Source organism: Paenibacillus sp. FSL L8-0641 (assembly GCF_038006265.1).
Taxonomy (GTDB): domain Bacteria; phylum Bacillota; class Bacilli; order Paenibacillales; family Paenibacillaceae; genus Paenibacillus; species Paenibacillus polymyxa_D.
The window spans coordinates 160,990-180,000 of the sequence record NZ_JBBOUW010000001.1; the positions used below are offsets into that span (position 1 = coordinate 160,990).

The 19,011-nt window shown below is 47.9% G+C and carries 16 protein-coding genes and 1 other RNA gene (1 of these 17 only partly in view); 16 read left to right on the plus strand and 1 reads right to left on the minus strand.

Annotated elements, in window-relative coordinates; translation table 11 throughout:
* Positions 1-108 precede the first annotated feature (108 nt).
* The 4 genes from MKY16_RS00655 to MKY16_RS00670 are packed head-to-tail and all read left to right on the plus strand — an operon-like array spanning position 109 to position 5,255.
* Positions 109-1,107 carry an ABC transporter ATP-binding protein gene (locus tag MKY16_RS00655; RefSeq protein ID WP_340953634.1) on the plus strand — a complete coding sequence of 333 codons (999 nt, stop codon included), beginning with the start codon at positions 109-111 and terminating at the stop codon, positions 1,105-1,107.
* 20 nt (positions 1,108-1,127) lie between these two features.
* Positions 1,128-2,198 carry an ABC transporter substrate-binding protein gene (locus tag MKY16_RS00660; protein ID WP_029514900.1) on the plus strand — a complete coding sequence of 357 codons (1,071 nt, stop codon included), beginning with the start codon at positions 1,128-1,130 and terminating at the stop codon, positions 2,196-2,198.
* 4 nt (positions 2,199-2,202) lie between these two features.
* Positions 2,203-3,873: an ABC transporter permease gene (locus tag MKY16_RS00665; protein ID WP_340953636.1), complete on the plus strand. Its 1,671-nt coding sequence runs from the start codon at positions 2,203-2,205 to the stop codon at positions 3,871-3,873.
* Positions 3,870-5,255 carry an MBL fold metallo-hydrolase gene (locus tag MKY16_RS00670; RefSeq protein ID WP_029514896.1) on the plus strand — a complete coding sequence of 462 codons (1,386 nt, stop codon included), beginning with the start codon at positions 3,870-3,872 and terminating at the stop codon, positions 5,253-5,255. The genes MKY16_RS00665 and MKY16_RS00670 overlap by 4 nt, the downstream gene beginning before the upstream one ends.
* 14 nt (positions 5,256-5,269) lie before the next feature.
* On the opposite strand, the gene MKY16_RS00675 is transcribed toward MKY16_RS00670, so the two are convergent.
* Entirely contained in the window at positions 5,270-6,430 is a 1,161-nt protein-coding gene (locus MKY16_RS00675) for a S8 family peptidase (protein WP_029514895.1), read from the minus strand.
* Positions 6,431-6,834: 404 nt separating this feature from the next.
* Between MKY16_RS00675 and rpoE the strand changes: the two genes are divergently transcribed.
* From rpoE to recR, 12 genes are all read left to right on the plus strand, one after another.
* Positions 6,835-7,380 carry a DNA-directed RNA polymerase subunit delta gene (gene rpoE, locus MKY16_RS00680; protein ID WP_029514893.1) on the plus strand — a complete coding sequence of 182 codons (546 nt, stop codon included), beginning with the start codon at positions 6,835-6,837 and terminating at the stop codon, positions 7,378-7,380.
* Positions 7,381-7,782: 402 nt separating this feature from the next.
* Positions 7,783-9,384: a CTP synthase gene (locus tag MKY16_RS00685; protein ID WP_013368772.1), complete on the plus strand. Its 1,602-nt coding sequence runs from the start codon at positions 7,783-7,785 to the stop codon at positions 9,382-9,384.
* A 213-nt stretch (positions 9,385-9,597) separates the two neighbouring features.
* On the plus strand, positions 9,598-9,966 hold the full coding sequence (locus MKY16_RS00690; protein ID WP_013308218.1) for a response regulator: 369 nt from the start codon (positions 9,598-9,600) through the stop codon (positions 9,964-9,966).
* A 248-nt stretch (positions 9,967-10,214) separates the two neighbouring features.
* Positions 10,215-11,069, plus strand: a complete 855-nt coding sequence (gene fba, locus MKY16_RS00695) for a class II fructose-1,6-bisphosphate aldolase (protein ID WP_013308219.1) — start codon at positions 10,215-10,217, stop codon at positions 11,067-11,069.
* 226 nt (positions 11,070-11,295) lie between these two features.
* Positions 11,296-12,549: a UDP-N-acetylglucosamine 1-carboxyvinyltransferase gene (locus MKY16_RS00700; protein WP_029514892.1), complete on the plus strand. Its 1,254-nt coding sequence runs from the start codon at positions 11,296-11,298 to the stop codon at positions 12,547-12,549.
* A gap of 259 nt (positions 12,550-12,808) precedes the next feature.
* Positions 12,809-14,146 (plus strand): transcription termination factor Rho, encoded by a 1,338-nt coding sequence (gene rho, locus MKY16_RS00705; RefSeq protein ID WP_029514891.1) that lies wholly within the window; start codon positions 12,809-12,811, stop codon positions 14,144-14,146.
* Between the two features lie 96 nt (positions 14,147-14,242).
* A complete protein-coding gene (locus MKY16_RS00710) occupies positions 14,243-15,514 on the plus strand; it encodes a radical SAM protein (RefSeq protein ID WP_029514889.1) in 1,272 nt (423 codons plus the stop codon).
* A gap of 157 nt (positions 15,515-15,671) precedes the next feature.
* Positions 15,672-15,869, plus strand: a complete 198-nt coding sequence (gene rpmE / locus MKY16_RS00715; protein WP_013308223.1) for a 50S ribosomal protein L31 — start codon at positions 15,672-15,674, stop codon at positions 15,867-15,869.
* Positions 15,870-15,979: 110 nt separating this feature from the next.
* An RNA gene (gene ffs, locus MKY16_RS00720) (signal recognition particle sRNA large type) lies at positions 15,980-16,246 on the plus strand.
* A gap of 158 nt (positions 16,247-16,404) precedes the next feature.
* Positions 16,405-18,156, plus strand: a complete 1,752-nt coding sequence (dnaX, locus tag MKY16_RS00725; protein WP_340953638.1) for a DNA polymerase III subunit gamma/tau — start codon at positions 16,405-16,407, stop codon at positions 18,154-18,156.
* A gap of 43 nt (positions 18,157-18,199) precedes the next feature.
* Positions 18,200-18,511, plus strand: a complete 312-nt coding sequence (locus MKY16_RS00730; RefSeq protein ID WP_013308226.1) for a YbaB/EbfC family nucleoid-associated protein — start codon at positions 18,200-18,202, stop codon at positions 18,509-18,511.
* Between the two features lie 27 nt (positions 18,512-18,538).
* Positions 18,539-19,011 carry the 5' portion of a recombination mediator RecR gene (gene recR / locus MKY16_RS00735; protein WP_013308227.1) on the plus strand. 127 nt of this gene lie beyond the right edge of the window, so 473 of the gene's 600 nt are visible here — the first part of the coding sequence; its start codon is at positions 18,539-18,541; its stop codon lies off the right edge, out of view.

A 19,011-nucleotide genomic window follows, 5' to 3' on the forward strand; every position in this document is an offset into this window, starting at 1 on the left:
TTAACACAATTCATTGAAATAATTAATTTTGTTTTAACTTTCCAATAACACAGCTTGCGAATTCAAGTTTTACACTGGGGTCAGTCAGAAGAACAGGCAGGTAATGCGATGAATCAGGATCTATATATTCACGGATTAAGTAAAACCTTCAGCCAAATAACAGCGCTGCATGAGACGAATCTGGTCGTACGACGGGGTAAATTCACAACACTGCTCGGACCGTCCGGATGTGGGAAAACAACGCTCTTGCGCTTGATTGCTGGTCTGGAGACACCGGATACCGGCACAATCACGATGGGAGAGGAAATTCTTTTTTCGGCTGAACGCAAAAAGGATATTCCCGCACATCTCCGCCACTTTGGTATGGTCTTTCAGGATTTCGCTCTGTGGCCGCATATGACGGTGTTTGAAAATGTGGCCTTCGGCCTGCGTGCGGGCAAGCGGGGGAAAGGGTTTGCCAGCGCCCGAGACAAGGAACTGCGGACAGTGGTGCTGGAGGCGCTCGACATGGTCAGATTGTCAGGGATGGAGGATCGGTATCCTCATCAGCTGTCCGGTGGTCAGCAGCAGCGGGTTGCCTTCGCAAGAGCGGTTGCTATCCGGCCTCGACTGGTGTTGTTCGACGAGCCTCTCAGTGCGCTGGATGCGGTGCTACGGGAGGAGATGCGCATTGAGATGTTGTCGCTTGTGCGCGATCTGGGGCTGACCGCCCTATATGTCACCCATGATCAGATCGAGGCCATGTCCATGTCTGATGAAGTGGTTGTTATGAAAAATGGACATATTTTGCAGACCGGAACACCAGAGGTGATCTACGGTTGCCCAGCTCATCCAGAGGTGGCGAGGTTTATCGGCAAATCCAACTGGCTGGAGTTGGAACGGACACTGTTTCGTCCTGAACATGTCCGTTGGGAACAGGAGCAAGCGGATCAGCACGCTTTTACAGTAGAGATCCTGCATGTCAGCTATGTCGGCGATCGTTATGAAATTCGTATACTAGCCGAGAACGGTGAGCAATGGACTGCATATCACTCCACCCGCTTGCCGATTGGCGAAAAAATGCACATTTGGGTATCACCGCAACACATCCACCAACTTGAAGCATAAGGAAAAGGGGTATATATAAGATGATGAATAGGCATGTTTTTCGTACAGGATGGAAAAAAGGGACGATGCTCGCATTAACCTTGACTTTTGGACTCGCTGTGGCGGGTTGCGGAACAGCAACGCCAACCAAGGATGGGGCGCCAGCTAATGGATCAGCAGGACAAGCGGAGGCGGCATCCACCGATCAGAAGTTGGTGGTCTACAGCGCAGGCCCGGATGGACTGGCGAAAAAGCTGATAGCAGGATATGAGGCGCAGAGCGGAGTGAAGGTAGAGTTGTTTCAGGGAACGACAGGAAAAATTTTGGCCCGTATGGAAGCCGAGAAGACGAATCCGGTAGCGGACGTGGTTGTGCTGGCATCGCTTCCGTCTGTACAAGGCTTGAAAAAGGAAGGACTAACACTGCCTTACCCGGATGCCAAAAACGCGGACAAGCTAAATCCAGACTGGTCCGATAAGGAGGGCAACTACTTCAGTACCAGTGCTTCTGCTCTGGGCATTGCGTATAACACAAAGCTGGTGAAAACACCACCAACTTCATGGGCCGATTTAGCGAAGCCTGAGTACAAGGATCAGGTTAACATCCCCGACCCATCACTGTCCGGCTCAGCATTGGACTTTATGACAGGCTATCTGAGCGCCAAGGGCGATGGAGGCTGGACGTTGTTTGAGCAGTACAAGGCAAACGGTGTGGCCATGGCTGGTGCCAATCAGGAAGCGCTGGACCCCGTGATTACCGGAGCTAAAGGTATAGTCGTTGCTGCGGTCGATTACATGACCTACAAGGCTAAAGCCAAAGGCGAGCCGATTGACATCGTCTATCCAACAGAGGGAACCGTCATCAGCCCACGTCCTGCTGCAATTCTCAAGTCAACGCAGCATGAGCAGAATGCCAAGGCATTTATTGACTATCTGTTGTCGGACGACGCACAGAAACTAGTAGCGGATGCCTCCTTACTCCCGGGCCGCACGGATATCAAAGCTGACAAGCGTGCCAATCTGGACGAGATCCCATTGCTGAAAACCAATTGGGAATGGATGGGCGAACATGGATCAGACGTGACAGAGAAGTTCACGCAAATGTTCAAATAAGCCGATGGGAGGCTTATCCGTTAAACACATCAGAGCGTGGTGTCTGACGCTGGCTCTGATCGCGCTTCTTTTCTTGATTGTGATGCCGTTGCTGCAAATCTTTATCCAAAGTGTGTATGTTGATGAAGAATTTCAGTGGGATGCACCTTTTCGAACGTTAGCTGCTTCACCATTTGCGGGAGTGCTATTCAGCTCGATTTGGCTAGGTATCTGTGTGATTGCAGGAACAACGGTACTTGCACTTCCGCTAGCCTGGATCATGTCCAACACTCGTCTTGCGCACTGGCGCTGGTTGGATGTCGTGCTGCTAATTCCGTTTATGACCCCGCCCTATATCGGGTCCATGGGCTGGATTCTGTTTATGCAAAAAAACGGATATCTGGAGCAGTTGTTCCCGGACCTGTATTTCTTAACGCCATCCTTCTTTAGCCTTGGTGGCATGGTGATGATCATGAGCCTACATCTATTTCCATTCCTGTACCTGCTGCTGCGCGGGGCGCTGGTGAGGATTGGCGGGAGTCTGGAGGAGGCGGGTGCCGTAATGGGCGGCGGCTTTCTGTACAGATTCCGTCGAATCATTTTACCGCTGCTGCTTTCGGCTTACGGAATGGGCGCGCTGCTCATTTTCGTTAAAACGATTGCCGAGTTTGGCACCCCCGCTACCTTTGGGCGACGTATCGGGTATGAGGTCATGACTTCAGAAATCCACAAATACATTTCTAGCTGGCCCATAGATTTTAGCAAAGCGACGTCGATGGCCTCTGTGCTGTTAACCGCCTGCCTGCTCATGTGGTATGCGCAGTCGGTGATCAACCGGAAGTTTACGTATAGGCTGGTAGGTGGTAAAGGTTCGCGTCCGTCCCGTCTTCGTATATCCGGTTGGACTACGGGGCTGAGTGTTGCATTCATTCTATTGTTGCTCATTGCGTCCATTGGCATTCCTTATTTTTCAATTCTTTCAGCCTCGACGATGAAGCTGAGGGGAATGGGACTTGCCTGGGATAATTTGACGCTCGACTCTTACAAGGAACTGCTGTCTTGGGGATCAGAGAGTATGGAGGCGCTCCTGAACAGCGTATTTCTCTCTTTGGGCGCATCGACGCTTGCTGTGGTGCTGGGCACTTGGTTTGCACTTGTCATTGGCGGCTCACGCACAAGAATCCAACGGACGGTTGATGCATTTAGTTTGCTTCCGAATACGGTGCCGGGAATTGTTATGGTGGTGGGCCTGATTTTGTGGTGGAACTCACCATGGATGCCGATTCCATTGTATAACACATACGGCATGGTCATTCTGACGTATGTTATCTTGTTTGTTCCTTATACTGTGCAGTATGTCAAAAGCGCCTTTACACAGGTGGACGCTGGCCTTTTTCAGGCGGGGCAGGTATTTGGCGGGCGACTGTCTTATATATTCCGCCGGATTGTACTGCCGCTGATTGTACCGGGAATGCTCGCTGGTTGGATGTTGACATTTACCATTGCTTCACGCGAATTGGTAGGATCATTACTGATTTTGCCACCATCCGTTCAGACGTCAGCAACCTACATATTTGCACAATTTGAACAGGGACAGGTGTCGCTTGGGATGGCGATGGCTGTCATATCGGTCGGAATGACCACGTTGCTACTGATCTTAATGGAAAGCTTAAACTCGCGAAGAAAGTGGAAATAATCATGACTAAGCTTAGGATTTGGGGAGGGGCGGGCGAACATGGCCGTTCCTGCTATGTTTTTGAAGGAAAACAGCATCGCGTCATGCTGGATTGTGGCGTGAAAAAGGAAGGAACCGGACAATATCCGGTTTTCCCACCGCAGGTGGCGGAGAGACTGACCGCTGTATTGCTGTCTCATGCACATGAGGATCATTCCATGGCACTCCCCCTACTGTACAAGTATGGATACCAGGGGGAGGTCTGGACGACCAAGGCCACTGCTGAGCAGTTAGGCTCCTATTTTCGCTCCTGGCATACTTATGTTGAATCAAGAGGAGCAGAACTACCATACGACGAACAGAACATCCAATCCATTGCTTATCGCTATCTAGAAGATGAGGCGCCAGCAGGAGAATGGCTTGAGGCTTGTCCGAGTATGAGAATCATGTGGGGACGCAGTGGACATTTGGCTGGTGCAGTATGGTATGTGGTAGAAATGGAAGGGAAGCGGTTGTTTTTTTCTGGAGATTACAGCCGCGAATCTGAGCTTCTTGCTGCCGATGCGCCAGACTTGGGTGTTGGGGAGGGGCTGCATGACCTGCCTGAATGGAAGTCAGAGCCCAATCTAGCGGACATATCCATTATGGACAATGCGTATGGCATGGATATAGACCCGCAGCCTGTTAAGCTGGAGCGGCTGAGGGTCGAGATGGAGCGGATATTATGGTCTGGTGGCCATGTGTTGTTGCCGGTGCCTGCCTTTGGCAGAGGACAGGACTTGATTGTATGGGCTAGTGAGCAATTCCCTGAACAGGCAATGATTGTAGAGCACGACATATGGCAGGGATTGAAACAGTTAAACCGCTGGAAAGAATGGCTGCGTCCGGAAGCTCTAGCGCGAATAAAACATGTGCTAAACAGTGACAGGGTCTTCGTGCCTCGTGATGCTGCGGAACGAGTGAGTCTGCTGGAACAGAACCCAACGGCTATTATCATAACAAGAGACGGCATGATGGATTCCCCACAGGCGCGCTGGTACTATCAGTATCTATCGGATAACCGCAACATGGGGGAGGGTAATGATAGCGGAGAAAGAATCAGCAACAGTGTTATATTGACCGGGCATGCTCCACATGGTTCTTTTGGCAAATATCTGTTGGAACGTGTGGATCAAAATAACAGCTGTGTAGCTCGGCATTTGATTTATAAGGTGCATCAGGGATTATCAGATGTGCGGCAAATGCTGAAGGAGCTGCCTAGCAAACAGGTTGTACTCGTTCATGCGCCGAAGCTGCAGACTGACCTGGTACGAGATGAGTTGATAAGAGAAGAAAATAGTGGATGTGAAGGTCCTTCCAGAAAAGTTCACTCTCTGGAGCCAGGCGATACACTAGAGGTTTAGCATCACATCATCATTCACTTTGTGCCCTCCTGCATCAACCGGAAGGCATCGACTTCGCCAAGTTTGGTCGAGATAGAGCTACGTCCAGCGCTTTTGCGCAGGCGTAGTGGTGTGGCGGTACGCTTAAGCAACGCCTTGATTTCTCCAGGCCCCAGTTCCGGCCTCAGTGAAAGGAGAAGTGCGATGCTTCCGGTCACATGGGAAGTAGCCATAGAGGTACCACTCATTTCGTGATGCTTGCCATGGATCCAGGAGGATGTGATCTTTTCGCCAGGTGCGTACACGTCTACAAATTGCCCTCGGTTGCTGAAAGGTGCAATGCGTCTGTATTTGTCGGTAGCCCCCACTGAGATCGTCTGGGAATAGCGGGCGGGGTAGTCAATACTTCGGCGCTTGCCCTCGTTTCCTGAGGACGCTACAACGACGATGCCGTTATGATATGCCTTATTCACCATATCAAGTAATGCCTTGCTGCGCGACTTCATACCAAAGCTCATATTGATGATATCGACACGATTTAATACACACCAGTCGATACCAAGAATGATATCGGAGACGTAGGCGGCTCCATTATGATCAAATGCTTTTACGGGATGAATTAAAGCTCGTGGTGCTACGCCCACCATACCTTCGTCATAGTTGGACGCCGCGATAGTTCCAGCAATATGAGTACCATGGCCATTATCGTCATAGGGTAGCATGGTTCGGTTAAGCAAATTAATACCTCTGGCGAGAGAATGGCGAAGATCAGGATGTTGAAAATCCGCTCCTGTGTCGATTACACCGATTCTGACCCGATTCCCTGTCGAGGAAGGCCAAGCCTTGTATGCACGTACCTGTTTGACTCCCCATGGCATGGAAAGGTTCTTCTCTGCTTTTGGTATATGAGCAGTTTCAGCGTGAACCTTCATGCGGGTATCTTCTTCAACGGTAACACCGTTGTGATATTTGCCCAGCCTGTCTCCCCCTGAAAGCGGAGCGATTAAAGCACGGATTAGTCTGGCCGGTTGTACTTGCCGTAATCCCGCAAGCTCGGGTTTCAGCTTCCTGAGATAGGACAGGCATTCCCGGTATTGGTGAGGCTTATCGAACGTGATGATCTGTTTGTTCCGTCCACTGCCGGACGGCTCCGAAATACCCTCATGCAAACGCTGCAAAAAATCCGGATAGTCCATTTGAGACGGTCCCCCTCCGATGAGCCATGCTGAGGTATAGTATGAGCAAGCGTCAGCTGCGGCATGGGAAACCTGCCCCTTTTTTAAGTAAATAGGCCTGCTTGTCGTGTCAAAGTGGATGTGGACACATACGATACATGGAGGGCATAAGCTCTTGTGCAACAACTTTGGGGGGTTCTCCCGAAGCGGGTACAGTCGAAGACGGGGGGGACCCCGTCTTTTTACGTGTGCCGTCTTGTTTAGGGGGATATTCCTGGAAATTATGACGATACCCATCTTTAACTTGCAATTTGCTTCCAAATAGGTTTTACTTAGTTTTGATAATGGATATGTTAGTATTGCATGTATCGTGTATGCTCTGAAACATGTTCTTGTGAATTACGTGTGAGAGGAAGTGTCCCTAGGTGAGTACCCCACTCAACTTGAAGATTGACCCGGAGAAAGTCCACGAGACTCCAATGGTGGACTTGGCATTTATGGTATTGAAAGCAGCCAATACTCCATATTATTACCGTGACCTGATGAAGGAAGTCGCCAAATTGCGCGGCTTGTCTGACGAAGAAATTAATGACGTTATTGCTCAGCTATATACTGAAATCAACATTGACGGGCGTTTTGCCTGTGTCGGTACGAATCTGTGGGGCTTGAAACGTTGGTATCCGGTAGATAAATCCGAAGATGCCCTGACAGGCGCCAAGCGTCCTCGTATTATTAACGACGAAGACGATGACGACGAAGATGACTATCATGAAGAAGAAACATACAACTCTGATGACGACTTCGATGCAGATAGCGAAGACGAGGACGGCGAAGACGAGCTGTTCGACGGAGAAGATGATGATGATAGTGATGAAGACGTGGTTATAGACGACGAGGACCTCAGTGATGAGGAAGATTCAGAAGATGAAAATGACGATGAGTCGACGGAAGACGACGATTCACTTCGTTAGGAACAGGCTGCAAGGGGAGATGCGTTCTCCCCTTTTTCATGACCGTTTTATTGAAAACCTCTTCTGATTTAAAGCTTTCAGGTGGATTCTCTCCAATCTGGTTCAATGGACAAATTAACACATATAACTTCCTTGACAGCGGATTGGACACGGGGTAAACTATTGCTTGGGCTTATGATTGATTCACTTATATGTTTGCTTTTTTTATAAAAGTGCCCCGTACTACGGGAGTGCTTTTTTGTTTTTTATAGGGGTGTTTTCACTCATGAAAGAAGGCTAAGGGCGGCGGACATGGAAAATGATTCCGCTGCCTTCTTCATGGATGATAATCCGTGCAAACGGGTTACGATAACATCATAATGTCGCCTGAATTTTGCATCTTATCTAGGAGGGTTTTGAACAGTGACAAAGTATATTTTTGTGACAGGCGGGGTTGTGTCTTCCTTGGGCAAAGGGATTACGGCAGCTTCACTGGGGAGGCTTTTGAAGAACAGGGGACTGAAGGTAACGATTCAAAAATTTGACCCTTACCTGAATGTCGATCCGGGTACGATGAGTCCTTACCAGCACGGTGAAGTGTTTGTAACGGATGATGGTGCGGAAACGGACCTTGACTTGGGACACTATGAGCGCTTTATTGATATTAATCTGTCCAAGAACAGCAATGTCACAACAGGCAAGGTATATTCCAGCGTAATCAGCAAAGAGCGTCGCGGAGAATATTTGGGCGGTACGGTGCAGGTTATCCCTCATATTACGAACGAAATCAAGGAGCGCGTGTACCGTGCAGGCCGTGAAGCGGGTTCGGACGTAATTATTACAGAAATCGGCGGTACTGTGGGCGATATTGAGAGCTTGCCATTTTTGGAAGCTATTCGTCAGCTCAAAAGCGAAGTTGGGCGCGAAAATGTGATGTATATTCACGTAACGCTCATTCCTTATATTAAAGCTGCTGGTGAGGTTAAAACCAAGCCAACCCAGCACAGTGTAAAAGAACTGCGCAGCATCGGCATCCAACCGAATGTCATTGTTTGCCGTACAGAGCATGAACTGTCCTCCGATATGAAGGCTAAAATTGCATTGTTCTGCGATATTGATGCGAATGCAGTGGTAGAATGCCGCGATGCTTCAACCCTCTACGAGGTTCCGTTGAACCTACGTGAAGAAGGCTTGGACGAAATCGTAGTTAACCATCTCAAGCTGACAACACCTGCACCAGATATGACCGAATGGGAAGGGTTAGTTGATCGAATCAGCAAGCTGGATAAAACGGTTGAAATTGCTATTGTTGGTAAATATGTTGCATTACATGATGCTTATTTAAGTGTGGTTGAATCACTTTCGCACGCTGGATTTGATGCGAATGCAGACGTAAAAATCCGTTGGGTGAACGCTGAAGAAGTGACGGACGAGAACGTAGCTGACATGCTGGGCGGCATTGGCGGCATTCTCGTACCAGGTGGCTTCGGCGATCGCGGAATTGAAGGCAAAATTAGTACTATCCGTTATGCACGGGAGCAAAAAATTCCGTTCTTCGGTATTTGTCTGGGTATGCAGGTATCTGTCATTGAGGTTGCACGTTCCCTGGCTGGTCTCGAAGGAGCCAACAGCTCGGAAATTAATCCGGCAACGGATTATCCTGTCATTGACTTGCTTCCCGACCAAAAAGACATCGAAGATCTGGGCGGTACGATGCGTCTTGGCTTGTATCCATGCAAACTGGTGGAAGGTTCCCTGGCTTCGGCTTGCTACAACGACGAGCTGGTGTACGAAAGACACCGTCATCGGTACGAATTCAATAACGAATATCGTGAAGTTATTGAAAAAGCGGGTCTTCGCATTTCCGGTACTTCACCGGATGGACGCTTGGTGGAAATCGTGGAGCTCCCTGAGCATCCGTGGTTCCTGGCGGTACAATTCCACCCGGAATTTACTTCCCGTCCGAATCGTCCGCAGCCTTTGTTCCGTGAATTTGTAAAGGCAGCATTGCAGCTTCAAGGTTAATGCTACGGCTTGAAAGACCTCCTACGGGAGGTCTTTTTTTATCCCATGCTTCCTGATTATGAAAGAATATTCCACAATTATGTATTAGAGAAGGATTTTCTTTTTGCAGGAGCGAATATAGTTTTAGGTATGGGACGGATATTGTACGTCATCGGACGCTGTTATGGCAATAGCTGCATGATCCTCGTTTTAAGATCTTAGGAGGTTAAAACATTGGAAAAGAAGAAAGTATTAATCGTCGATGACCAGAATGGAATACGGATTTTACTGATGGAAGTGTTCGGAAGTGAGGGTTATGAGACCTTTCAGGCGGCGAACGGGAAAATTGCACTTGAAATTGTTGAGAAGGAACCACCTGATCTGGTTCTGCTCGATATGAAAATTCCAGGTATGGACGGACTCGAAATTCTGAAACATCTAAAAACCATGAATCCCGATATCAAGGTTATTATGATGACAGCATATGGAGAACTGGACATGATTAAAGAGGCGACGGAGCTAGGTGCGCTAATGCATTTTACCAAGCCCTTTGATATTGACGAAATGCGGATTGCTGTGAACAAACAACTCAGAGGTGACTAGGTGAGTCACGGTGGTTGAGAACTCTGTTAACACAACAGGGTTTTTTGTTTGTGATTATGGGAAATACTGAAAGTAAATCCTCTCCTTATACAATTCTATCGAAAAACGGCGTCCTGAGCGTGATTTTTGTATGTGTTGATATGCAAAAGCTTGTTTAGTATTTAACATGGGTTGTGGTATAATAAGCCCGTATGTGATGTCGGCTAAAAATATAGACAAACCCAAACACCTTTAGGAGGACTGTAACCATGCCATTGGTATCTATGAAAGACATGTTGAACAAAGCACTCGAAGGAAAATACGCAGTAGGTCAATACAACATTAATAACCTGGAGTGGACTCAAGCTATTTTGGGCGCTGCTGAAGAAGAAAAATCCCCAGTAATCTTGGGTGTTTCTGAAGGCGCAGCACGTCACATGGGCGGATTCTACACTGTAGTTAAAATGGTAGAAGGTCTTATTCATGACATGAAAATCACCGTTCCGGTTGCGATCCATTTGGACCACGGTTCCAGCTTTGAAAAATGTAAAGAAGCTATCGACGCTGGGTTCACATCCGTTATGATTGACGATTCCCACAGCCCAATCGACACAAACATTGCTACAACGAAAAAAGTGGTTGAATATGCTCATTCCAAAGGCGTTTCTGTTGAAGCTGAAGTTGGAATGGTTGGCGGTCAAGAGGATGATGTTGTCGGCGACGTAATGTACGCTAAGTTGGACGACTGTCTGCGTATCGTTAACGAAACAGGTATCGATACACTGGCACCTGCACTGGGTTCCGTACACGGACCATACAAAGGCGAGCCAAACCTCGGATTCAAAGAAATGGAAGAGATCTGCAATGCAATCAAACTTCCACTCGTTCTGCACGGTGGTACTGGCATCCCAACACATGACATTAAAAAAGCAATCTCCTTGGGAACTTCCAAAATCAATGTAAACACTGAGAACCAAATCGTATTTGCGAAAGTGGTTCGTGAAGTGCTTGCTGAGAAACCGGATGCTTATGACCCACGTACATTCATCGCTCCAGGTCGTGAAGCGATTAAACAAACCGTTATCGGTAAAATTCGTGAGTTCGGTTCCAACAACAAAGCGTAATAATAAGTTAAACTGGTCGTGCGTCTGCACAGGCTAGATGTATTTCTTAGTTGTAGCTGTAGTTCTGCTGCACAAAATACTTAAATCTGTACAGTTGAATAGTTTGGTATGGAAAGCACACCGCTTAGCCGGTGTCTTTCCATTTTCACCACTAAAAAAGTTAAAAATTTTGATTTGAGATTATTGTTTGACCGACTGCAAAACACGTAGGGGGACCCTCAAGCTTATGGAAAAATTGATGATCACCGGTGGACGGCCGCTTCAGGGTACAGTTTCCATCAGCGGTGCCAAAAACAGTGCCATCGCCTTGATTCCCGCAGCCATTCTGGCAGAGTCGGAAGTCATTTTGGACAATTTGCCACTGTTAAGTGATGTGGCGGTGTATTCCGAGATACTGGAGGAACTTGGTGCAACGGTTGCCTGGGAAGGTAGCCAGATGAAAATAGATCCATCCTCTATTAAATCCATTCCTATGCCGAATGGGCCTGTTAAGAAATTACGAGCCTCTTATTATATGATGGGAGCCATGCTGGGCAGATTCAAGGAAGCGATCATCGGTTTGCCAGGAGGGTGCAATTTCGAACCCCGGCCCATTGATCAGCATATCAAAGGTTTTGAAGCGCTGGGTGCCACGGTTACGAACGAGCACGGCGCTATTCATTTGCACGCCAAAGAACTGCGCGGAACCAAGATTTACTTGGATGTTAGCAGCGTAGGCGCTACCATTAATATTATGCTGGCGGCAGCACGTGCCAAAGGCGCCACAATTATCGAAAATGCGGCTAAAGAGCCTGAGATTATAGATGTAGCAACCCTTTTAAACTCTATGGGGGCCATTATTAAAGGCGCCGGTACGGAGACGATTCGAATTGAAGGTGTGTCGGAGCTACATGGCTGCCGTCATTCCATTATACCTGACCGTATACAAGCGGGCACATACATGATTGCTGCTGCGGCAACCCGTGGAAATGTATTGATTGACAACGTAATCCCCAAACATATGGAGGCTCTCACTGCAAAAATGCAGGAAATGGGCATCGGTATCGAGGAATATGATGAAAGTATTCGCGTACTGGGTGCACCTTCTTATGAACATGTCGACGTTAAAGCCTTGATATACCCCGGATTCGCCACAGATTTACAATCTCCCATGACCAGCTTGCTTACCCAAGCGCAGGGTGTCAGTGTATTGAGCGATTTTGTGTACAGCAGTCGTTTTAAGCACGTCCCTGAGCTGGTGCGTATGGGGGCTAAAATTCGCGTAGAGGGTCGGTCTGCCATTATAGAGGGTGGTCGATTGAATGCAGCTAAAGTAAAAGCGGCAGATCTGCGCGCCGGAGCGGCCCTTGTCATTGCTGGACTTACAGTAAGCGAAGGCGTAACCGAGGTGACGGGTGTCGAGTACATTGACCGTGGTTATGATCACCTTGTCTCTAACCTGCGTCTTTTGGGCGCGGATGTATGGCGGCAGACTGAATAATTAAGCCGTGCAATTTTTTCGAACTCCTGGAACGAAAGCGATAGAACGGGCAACACCTGTGCAGCCGCTGCTTGATAAAAGATTGTGGTTCATACCTAACAATCAATTATCGGAAAACCGGAATAATTCGGTATAATCCAGGCAGATGGCTGCATAACTTTATTTGTTTTGGTTAAAATTATGTTAATGGTGTTTATGATATCATTGTCTATCATTTAGATGTATGAATGGACTTAATAATTGAATAGGTGGTTATTATATGGATCTGCAAATTTCCGATCTGGAAGAAATGAAGCTGACCGACCTGTACAAGCTGGCCAAGCAATACCAGATCCCGTACTACGGAACGCTCAAGAAGAAAGAACTAATTTTCGCTATCCTGCGTGCACAAGCTGAGAAGAGCGGATTGATGTTTATGCAAGGGGTTCTGGAAATCCTTCCTGAAGGTTACGGCTTTCTGAGGCCGATCAATTATCTCCCGAGTACCGAAGATATTTACATCTCTGCTTCACAAATCCGCAAGTTTGACTTGAGAACAGGCGATCTTGTTTCCGGTAAGTGCCGAACGCCAAAAGAGAATGAACGATATTTTGGATTGCTTCAAGTTAACGCCGTCAATGGAAGAAGTCCTGAGCAAGCTGCTGAGCGGCTACACTTTCCTGCACTGACTCCACTGTATCCGCAAACCAAATTAGTCCTTGAAACTTCCCCCAACCATTTGTCTACGAGAATTATGGATGTACTGGCCCCTGTCGGACTTGGACAGCGCGGACTCATTGTAGCACCTCCCAAAGCTGGGAAGACGCTTCTCCTCAAAGAAATTGCCAATAGCATTTCTACCAACAATCCCGAGATCGAGCTTTTTGTCTTGTTGATTGATGAACGCCCTGAAGAAGTGACCGACATGCAGCGTTCTGTTAAAGGTGAAGTTGTGGCCTCTACATTTGACGAACTTCCTGAAAATCACATCAAAGTGGCAGAACTCGTGTTGGAGCGTGCGCTACGTCTCGTAGAACATAAAAAGGATGTTGTCATCCTGTTGGATAGCATCACGCGTTTGGCTCGTGCGTACAATCTCGTTATTCCTCCTTCTGGTCGTACTTTGAGTGGGGGTATTGATCCGGCGGCATTTCACCGTCCAAAACGCTTTTTTGGTGCGGCTCGGAATGTGGAGGAAGGCGGTAGCTTGACGATTCTTGCTACAGCGCTGATTGATACAGGATCACGCATGGACGATATCATTTATGAAGAGTTTAAAGGTACAGGCAACATGGAGTTGCATTTGGACCGCAAGCTGGCAGAACGTCGTATCTTCCCTGCGATTGATATTCGTCGTTCCGGCACACGCCGTGAGGAAGTGTTGTTGAACAAGGAAGAATTGGATACGATCTGGGCCATTCGTAAAAATATGACGGAAAGCCATGATTTTGTGGAAGGCTTCCTCAAAAAGCTGCGTAATAGCAAGACTAATGCTGAATTTCTGGCTTCGTTTGATTTGGCGGCACCTTCTTCCGGTGGCTCGCAAAGCAGTTCTGGTGGGCAACAACGGAGAACTACGCGTTCTACCACAGCCTCAGTCCCGGCCTCAACCAACTAAAACCCATTCATGTATTTTATCTGTTCCGTAAGTACACAGTCGTTATCATTCATTTTGTTAATGGCGTAGGCTTAACGGAGCGAAAGGAGCTCCAAAATGTATTTGGTGTATGCCGACGAAAAAGGCAATGTATATGATCATGCTTCTTTGTATGGGCTTGCACGTAGTGCAGACATGATTGTTGAAATCATGGAGGATGAGCTTATTCCGTTACCGGAAGGAGCTACATTGGTAAGCCTGCCCAGCACTCGCCCGGTCGGTATGAACCCTGAAACAGGGGAAATGGTTTCTCTTCCCGGAGATATGCAAGCAGTAGGGGCTTTATTGCCGCAAGGTTTTACACGCTTGTGCCTGCCGGGATATGTGAAGACCGATAAGGAGTACAAGCTTCCCTTGTTCGGTTATTCGGCCGTAGTCTGGAAAGACGGAGCATTTTATGTAACGGCTGAGCAGAGTGACAGTCCGTCCAAGTGGAATCCGGAAAACTGTGACCGCCATCAAGTTAAATTGGGTGTTCAGCGGATGACGGAGCAATATCCCGAAAATCGGCTGTACCAACATTTGTCTAACTGTGCGCTTGGCTACGAATGCCTTACTTCCTCGAACACATTCCTGAATCGCTGGGAGGGGGGAGTTCCGGTATCTTATTCTTGTAATGCGGGTTGCTTTGGGTGTATATCTGAACAGCCAGATGACAGTGGCTTCGTATCTCCGCAGACAAGAATGAACTTCCGTCCTCGCGTCGAAGAAATTGTAGAAGTTATGCTGGAACATTTGAAGACACCGGAATCCATCATTAGTTTTGGTCAAGGTTGCGAAGGTGAGCCTTCCACACAAGCCAAACTGATTATTGATTCGATCAAAGAGGTGCGTTCCATTACGGATATGGGATACATCAATATCAATACGAATGCGGGATTGAGCGATCATATCCGGGGAATCGTGGATGCGGGTCTTGATCTGATGCGCGTTAGTACCATTAGTGCACTGGACGATCATTACAATGCGTATTACAAGCCGCGCGGTTACACGTTGGCTAATGTGGAAAAATCACTTCGTTATGCTTCTGAGCAGGGTGTATATACGTCGATTAATTATTTGATTTTTCCGGGTGTAACTGACCGAGAAGAAGAAATTGAGGCAATGATTGAATTTGCCAAACGAACTAAGCTCAGGCTGATTCAAATGCGTAATTTGAACATCGATCCTGAAAGCTATCTGGAATTGATTCCACCTGCACAAGGTGAGATCCTTGGCATGAAGCAAATGCTTGAGATTTATCGTGAGGAACTGCCGGATGTAGTCATCGGTTCATACACTCATGTACCGCCGCAAGGGCAGGCACGTCCTAAATTTGCCAAGGCCTAAAACGGTCACACAGCAATTGAAATACACCTGTTTTGCGCTGTTTCTGAATGCAGAAAAGAGTTGTTGAAACGCTCATATTCAAGTGCTATAATGTGAACATGTGTTCATACAACTCTGGACTGATAGGACGTTCAGGGCGGAAAGAGGTGAAAGTTCAATGCAACAAGCTATTCAACCAACATTTAACGTAACTACTGTCACTTGTGCTTGCGGAAATTCGTTTGAAACTGGTTCTGTGAAAGGATCTCTGCGTGTGGAGATTTGCTCCGCCTGCCACCCGTTCTTCACAGGCAAGCAGAAATTTATTGATGCTGGTGGACGCGTGGATCGTTTCAAAAAGAAATACGGTATCTAATGGATTACCGCAAGTTATAAAGTTATTAGAGCCTTCTGCGACTGCAGAGGGCTCTTTTTGTAATAATGTGTATTTGCTTTTTATGCGGCCTTAAGATATACTTATTTTCACCGTGCTAGATGGGGAGGTAGCGGTGCCCTGTAACTCGCAATCCGCTATAGCGAGGTTGAATTCCTGTTAGAGGTGTTGTTGATGTGAGGCTGGTCCCTGCGCACAATGTTGACGGCTGGGTCCTCCGCAATGAGTACTTGTGAACCTGGTCAGGTCCGGAAGGAAGCAGCCATAAGCAGGCCCACTCTTGTGCCGGAGGGTTGCCTAGCCCGAGTTGCTGTTCAGGATTGCCGCTCGGATCACAACGATCAATAACAGGTGCACGGTATATATTGGTAATTAGAACATCTTGGCAATCATTGCGAAGATGTTTTTTTGTGTTTTATAAATTGGAAGGTGTCTGGTTTAGATTCGGACGGGAGTATAGTATAATGAAGTGACCATGAATGGTCATGAAAGTGAATGGGAAAGAGGGTAACGCGCATTGGAACATATAGCGTTGTACCGTGCTTGGCGGCCGCAGGCTTTCAAGGACATGGTAGGACAACAGCATATTATCCAGACATTGCAGAATGCCATCCGCGAAAATCGCACGTCCCATGCCTACCTGTTCAGCGGTCCACGAGGAACAGGTAAGACGAGTGCGGCCAAAATTTTGGCCAAGGCAATCAACTGTGAGCATGGACCTGCGCCGGAACCTTGCAACGAATGCGAAGCCTGTAAACGGATCACGGCCGGAGCGGTCATGGATGTACAGGAGATTGATGCAGCCTCCAACCGGGGCGTTGAAGAGATTCGTGATTTGCGCGATAAAGTCAAATATGCGCCCACAGAAGTGCGGCACAAGGTTTATATCATTGATGAAGTGCACATGCTGACGACGGAAGCGTTCAATGCGCTGCTCAAGACGCTGGAAGAGCCGCCGCCACACGTGATGTTCATATTGGCTACGACTGAACCACATCGGATTCCGGCTACCATTATTTCGCGTTGCCAGCGGTTTGACTTCCGCCGTGTATCGCTGGAAGAACAGACAGAGCGGCTTGACCTGATATGTCAACAGGAGAACATACAGGCTGATTCGGATGCACTGCAGTACATTGCCCGTCTTTCAGATGGCGGGATGCGAGATGCGGTTAGCGTTTTGGATCAGATATCCTCGTTTACAGATGGTCGGGTTACTTATCAGCAGGTGCTGGACATGACGGGAGGTATTGCGTCCGAGCAATTCGGTAAGCTTGCCTTAGCATTGCTGAAAGAAGATGTGGGCACGGTGCTCCAAATGATCGAGAGCTTTATGCAGGAAGGTAAAAGTGCAGATAAGTGCATGGAGAATCTTCTGTACTATTTCCGAGATCTGCTAATGATCAAGATGGTGCCTCAGGCGACCAAAATGACGGAGCGAGTGCTGGATCCAGAGCGATTTAAGGAAGTGGCAGATGCTTTTACCAAGGAGCAACTCTTTGCAATGATTGACACCCTTAATCGTTACCAGAGCGAGATGAAATATGCCGTACAGCCCCAAACCTTGTTTGAGGTAGCTCTATTGAAGCTATGTAGTATTCCGGGGGAAGCAGGTGCTGTTGCTCAGCCGACCGCACGACGCTCTGACGCTGCAGCTGACCAGGAAGATGTCGTAATGTTGAAGCGCCAGCTTGCTGAACTGGAAAAGAAACTGGAACGCGCGCTGCAAGGTGGATTGGCCGTGGGAGGGGGGCAGGAGGCATCGTCGGGTGGCCGCCAGGCTTCCGGGGGGCGTGCCCCTGCTCCGCGGATTTCAGCACCAGCCAAACTCCCTTCCCAGTTGGATCGCTATATCGCTGAGAAGTCGAGCGAAGCATTCGCGGCTGCGGGGCGTAAGTGGAGTCAGATTTTGCAAGGGGTAAAAGAGGCGAAAGTTACGGTTCATGCCTGGTTTATGGACGGTGAGCCAGTTTCTGTGTTAGAGGACAGTGTGCTGGTCGCATTTAAGAACAATATTCATCGTGAAACTACCGAAAAGCCTGCCAATAAGCAGGTCATCGAGAAGGTATTGCATGAGCAGTTGGGTCATCCTTATCGTTTAGTAACGATGATGCAAAAGGATTGGAATGCTGCCATTGAAGGAGTTTCCGACCAGCCTGCCGAAGAATTGCAACTAGAGCCGGAGCATGATGCGCCGGGAAAGTCCAAGGAGCCCTGGATTGATGAAGCTATTCAACTTTTCGGGGAAGATTTGGTAGTCATTAAAGATTAAAGCAAGTGTCTAGATGTATACTTCATTAAAGGAGATGATTGAAATGAACAATATGAACCAAATGATGAAGCAAGTGAAAAAAATGCAGGAACAAATGCTGAAAGCCCAGGAGGAACTTGGCGGAAAAGTAATCGAAGGAACTTCTGGCGGCGGTGTTGTGACGGTGGAGGTAAATGGACATAAAAAAGTGTTGTCCATCACGATCAAACCGGAAGCTGTAGATCCTGATGATGTAGAAATGTTGCAAGATCTTGTGCTGACTGCAGTCAATGATGCTTTGTCCAAAGCAGATGAACTGGCTAATGATGATATGGGTAAATTTACAGGCGGCATGAAAATTCCGGGCTTGTTCTAGTCTGCTGCATAAAGGAGAAACACGCTATTGTATTATCCGGAGCCGATTGCAAAGCTAATTGACGCTTTTACGCGCCTGCCGGGAGTAGGGCCAAAGACGGCTGCCCGGTTGGCTTTTCACGTACTGAAAATGAAGGAAGATGATGTGATTGACTTTGCCAAAGCGCTGGTCAATGTGAAACGTAACCTTCACTTCTGTTCAGTCTGCGGAAACATTACGGACACAGACCCATGTCGGATCTGTCAGGATAAGACAAGGGATACTTCCGTCATTTGTGTTGTTCAGGATTCCAAGGATTTGGTGGCTATGGAGCGTACCAAGGAGTTTAATGGTTTTTACCATGTGCTACACGGGGCGATATCTCCTATGGAGGGAATTGGTCCTGAGGATATCAAACTCAAGGAATTGCTGAACAGACTCAGTGATGAACGCGTCAAGGAGCTGATTTTAGCTACGAACCCGAACATTGAAGGAGAGGCCACGGCCATGTACATTTCTCG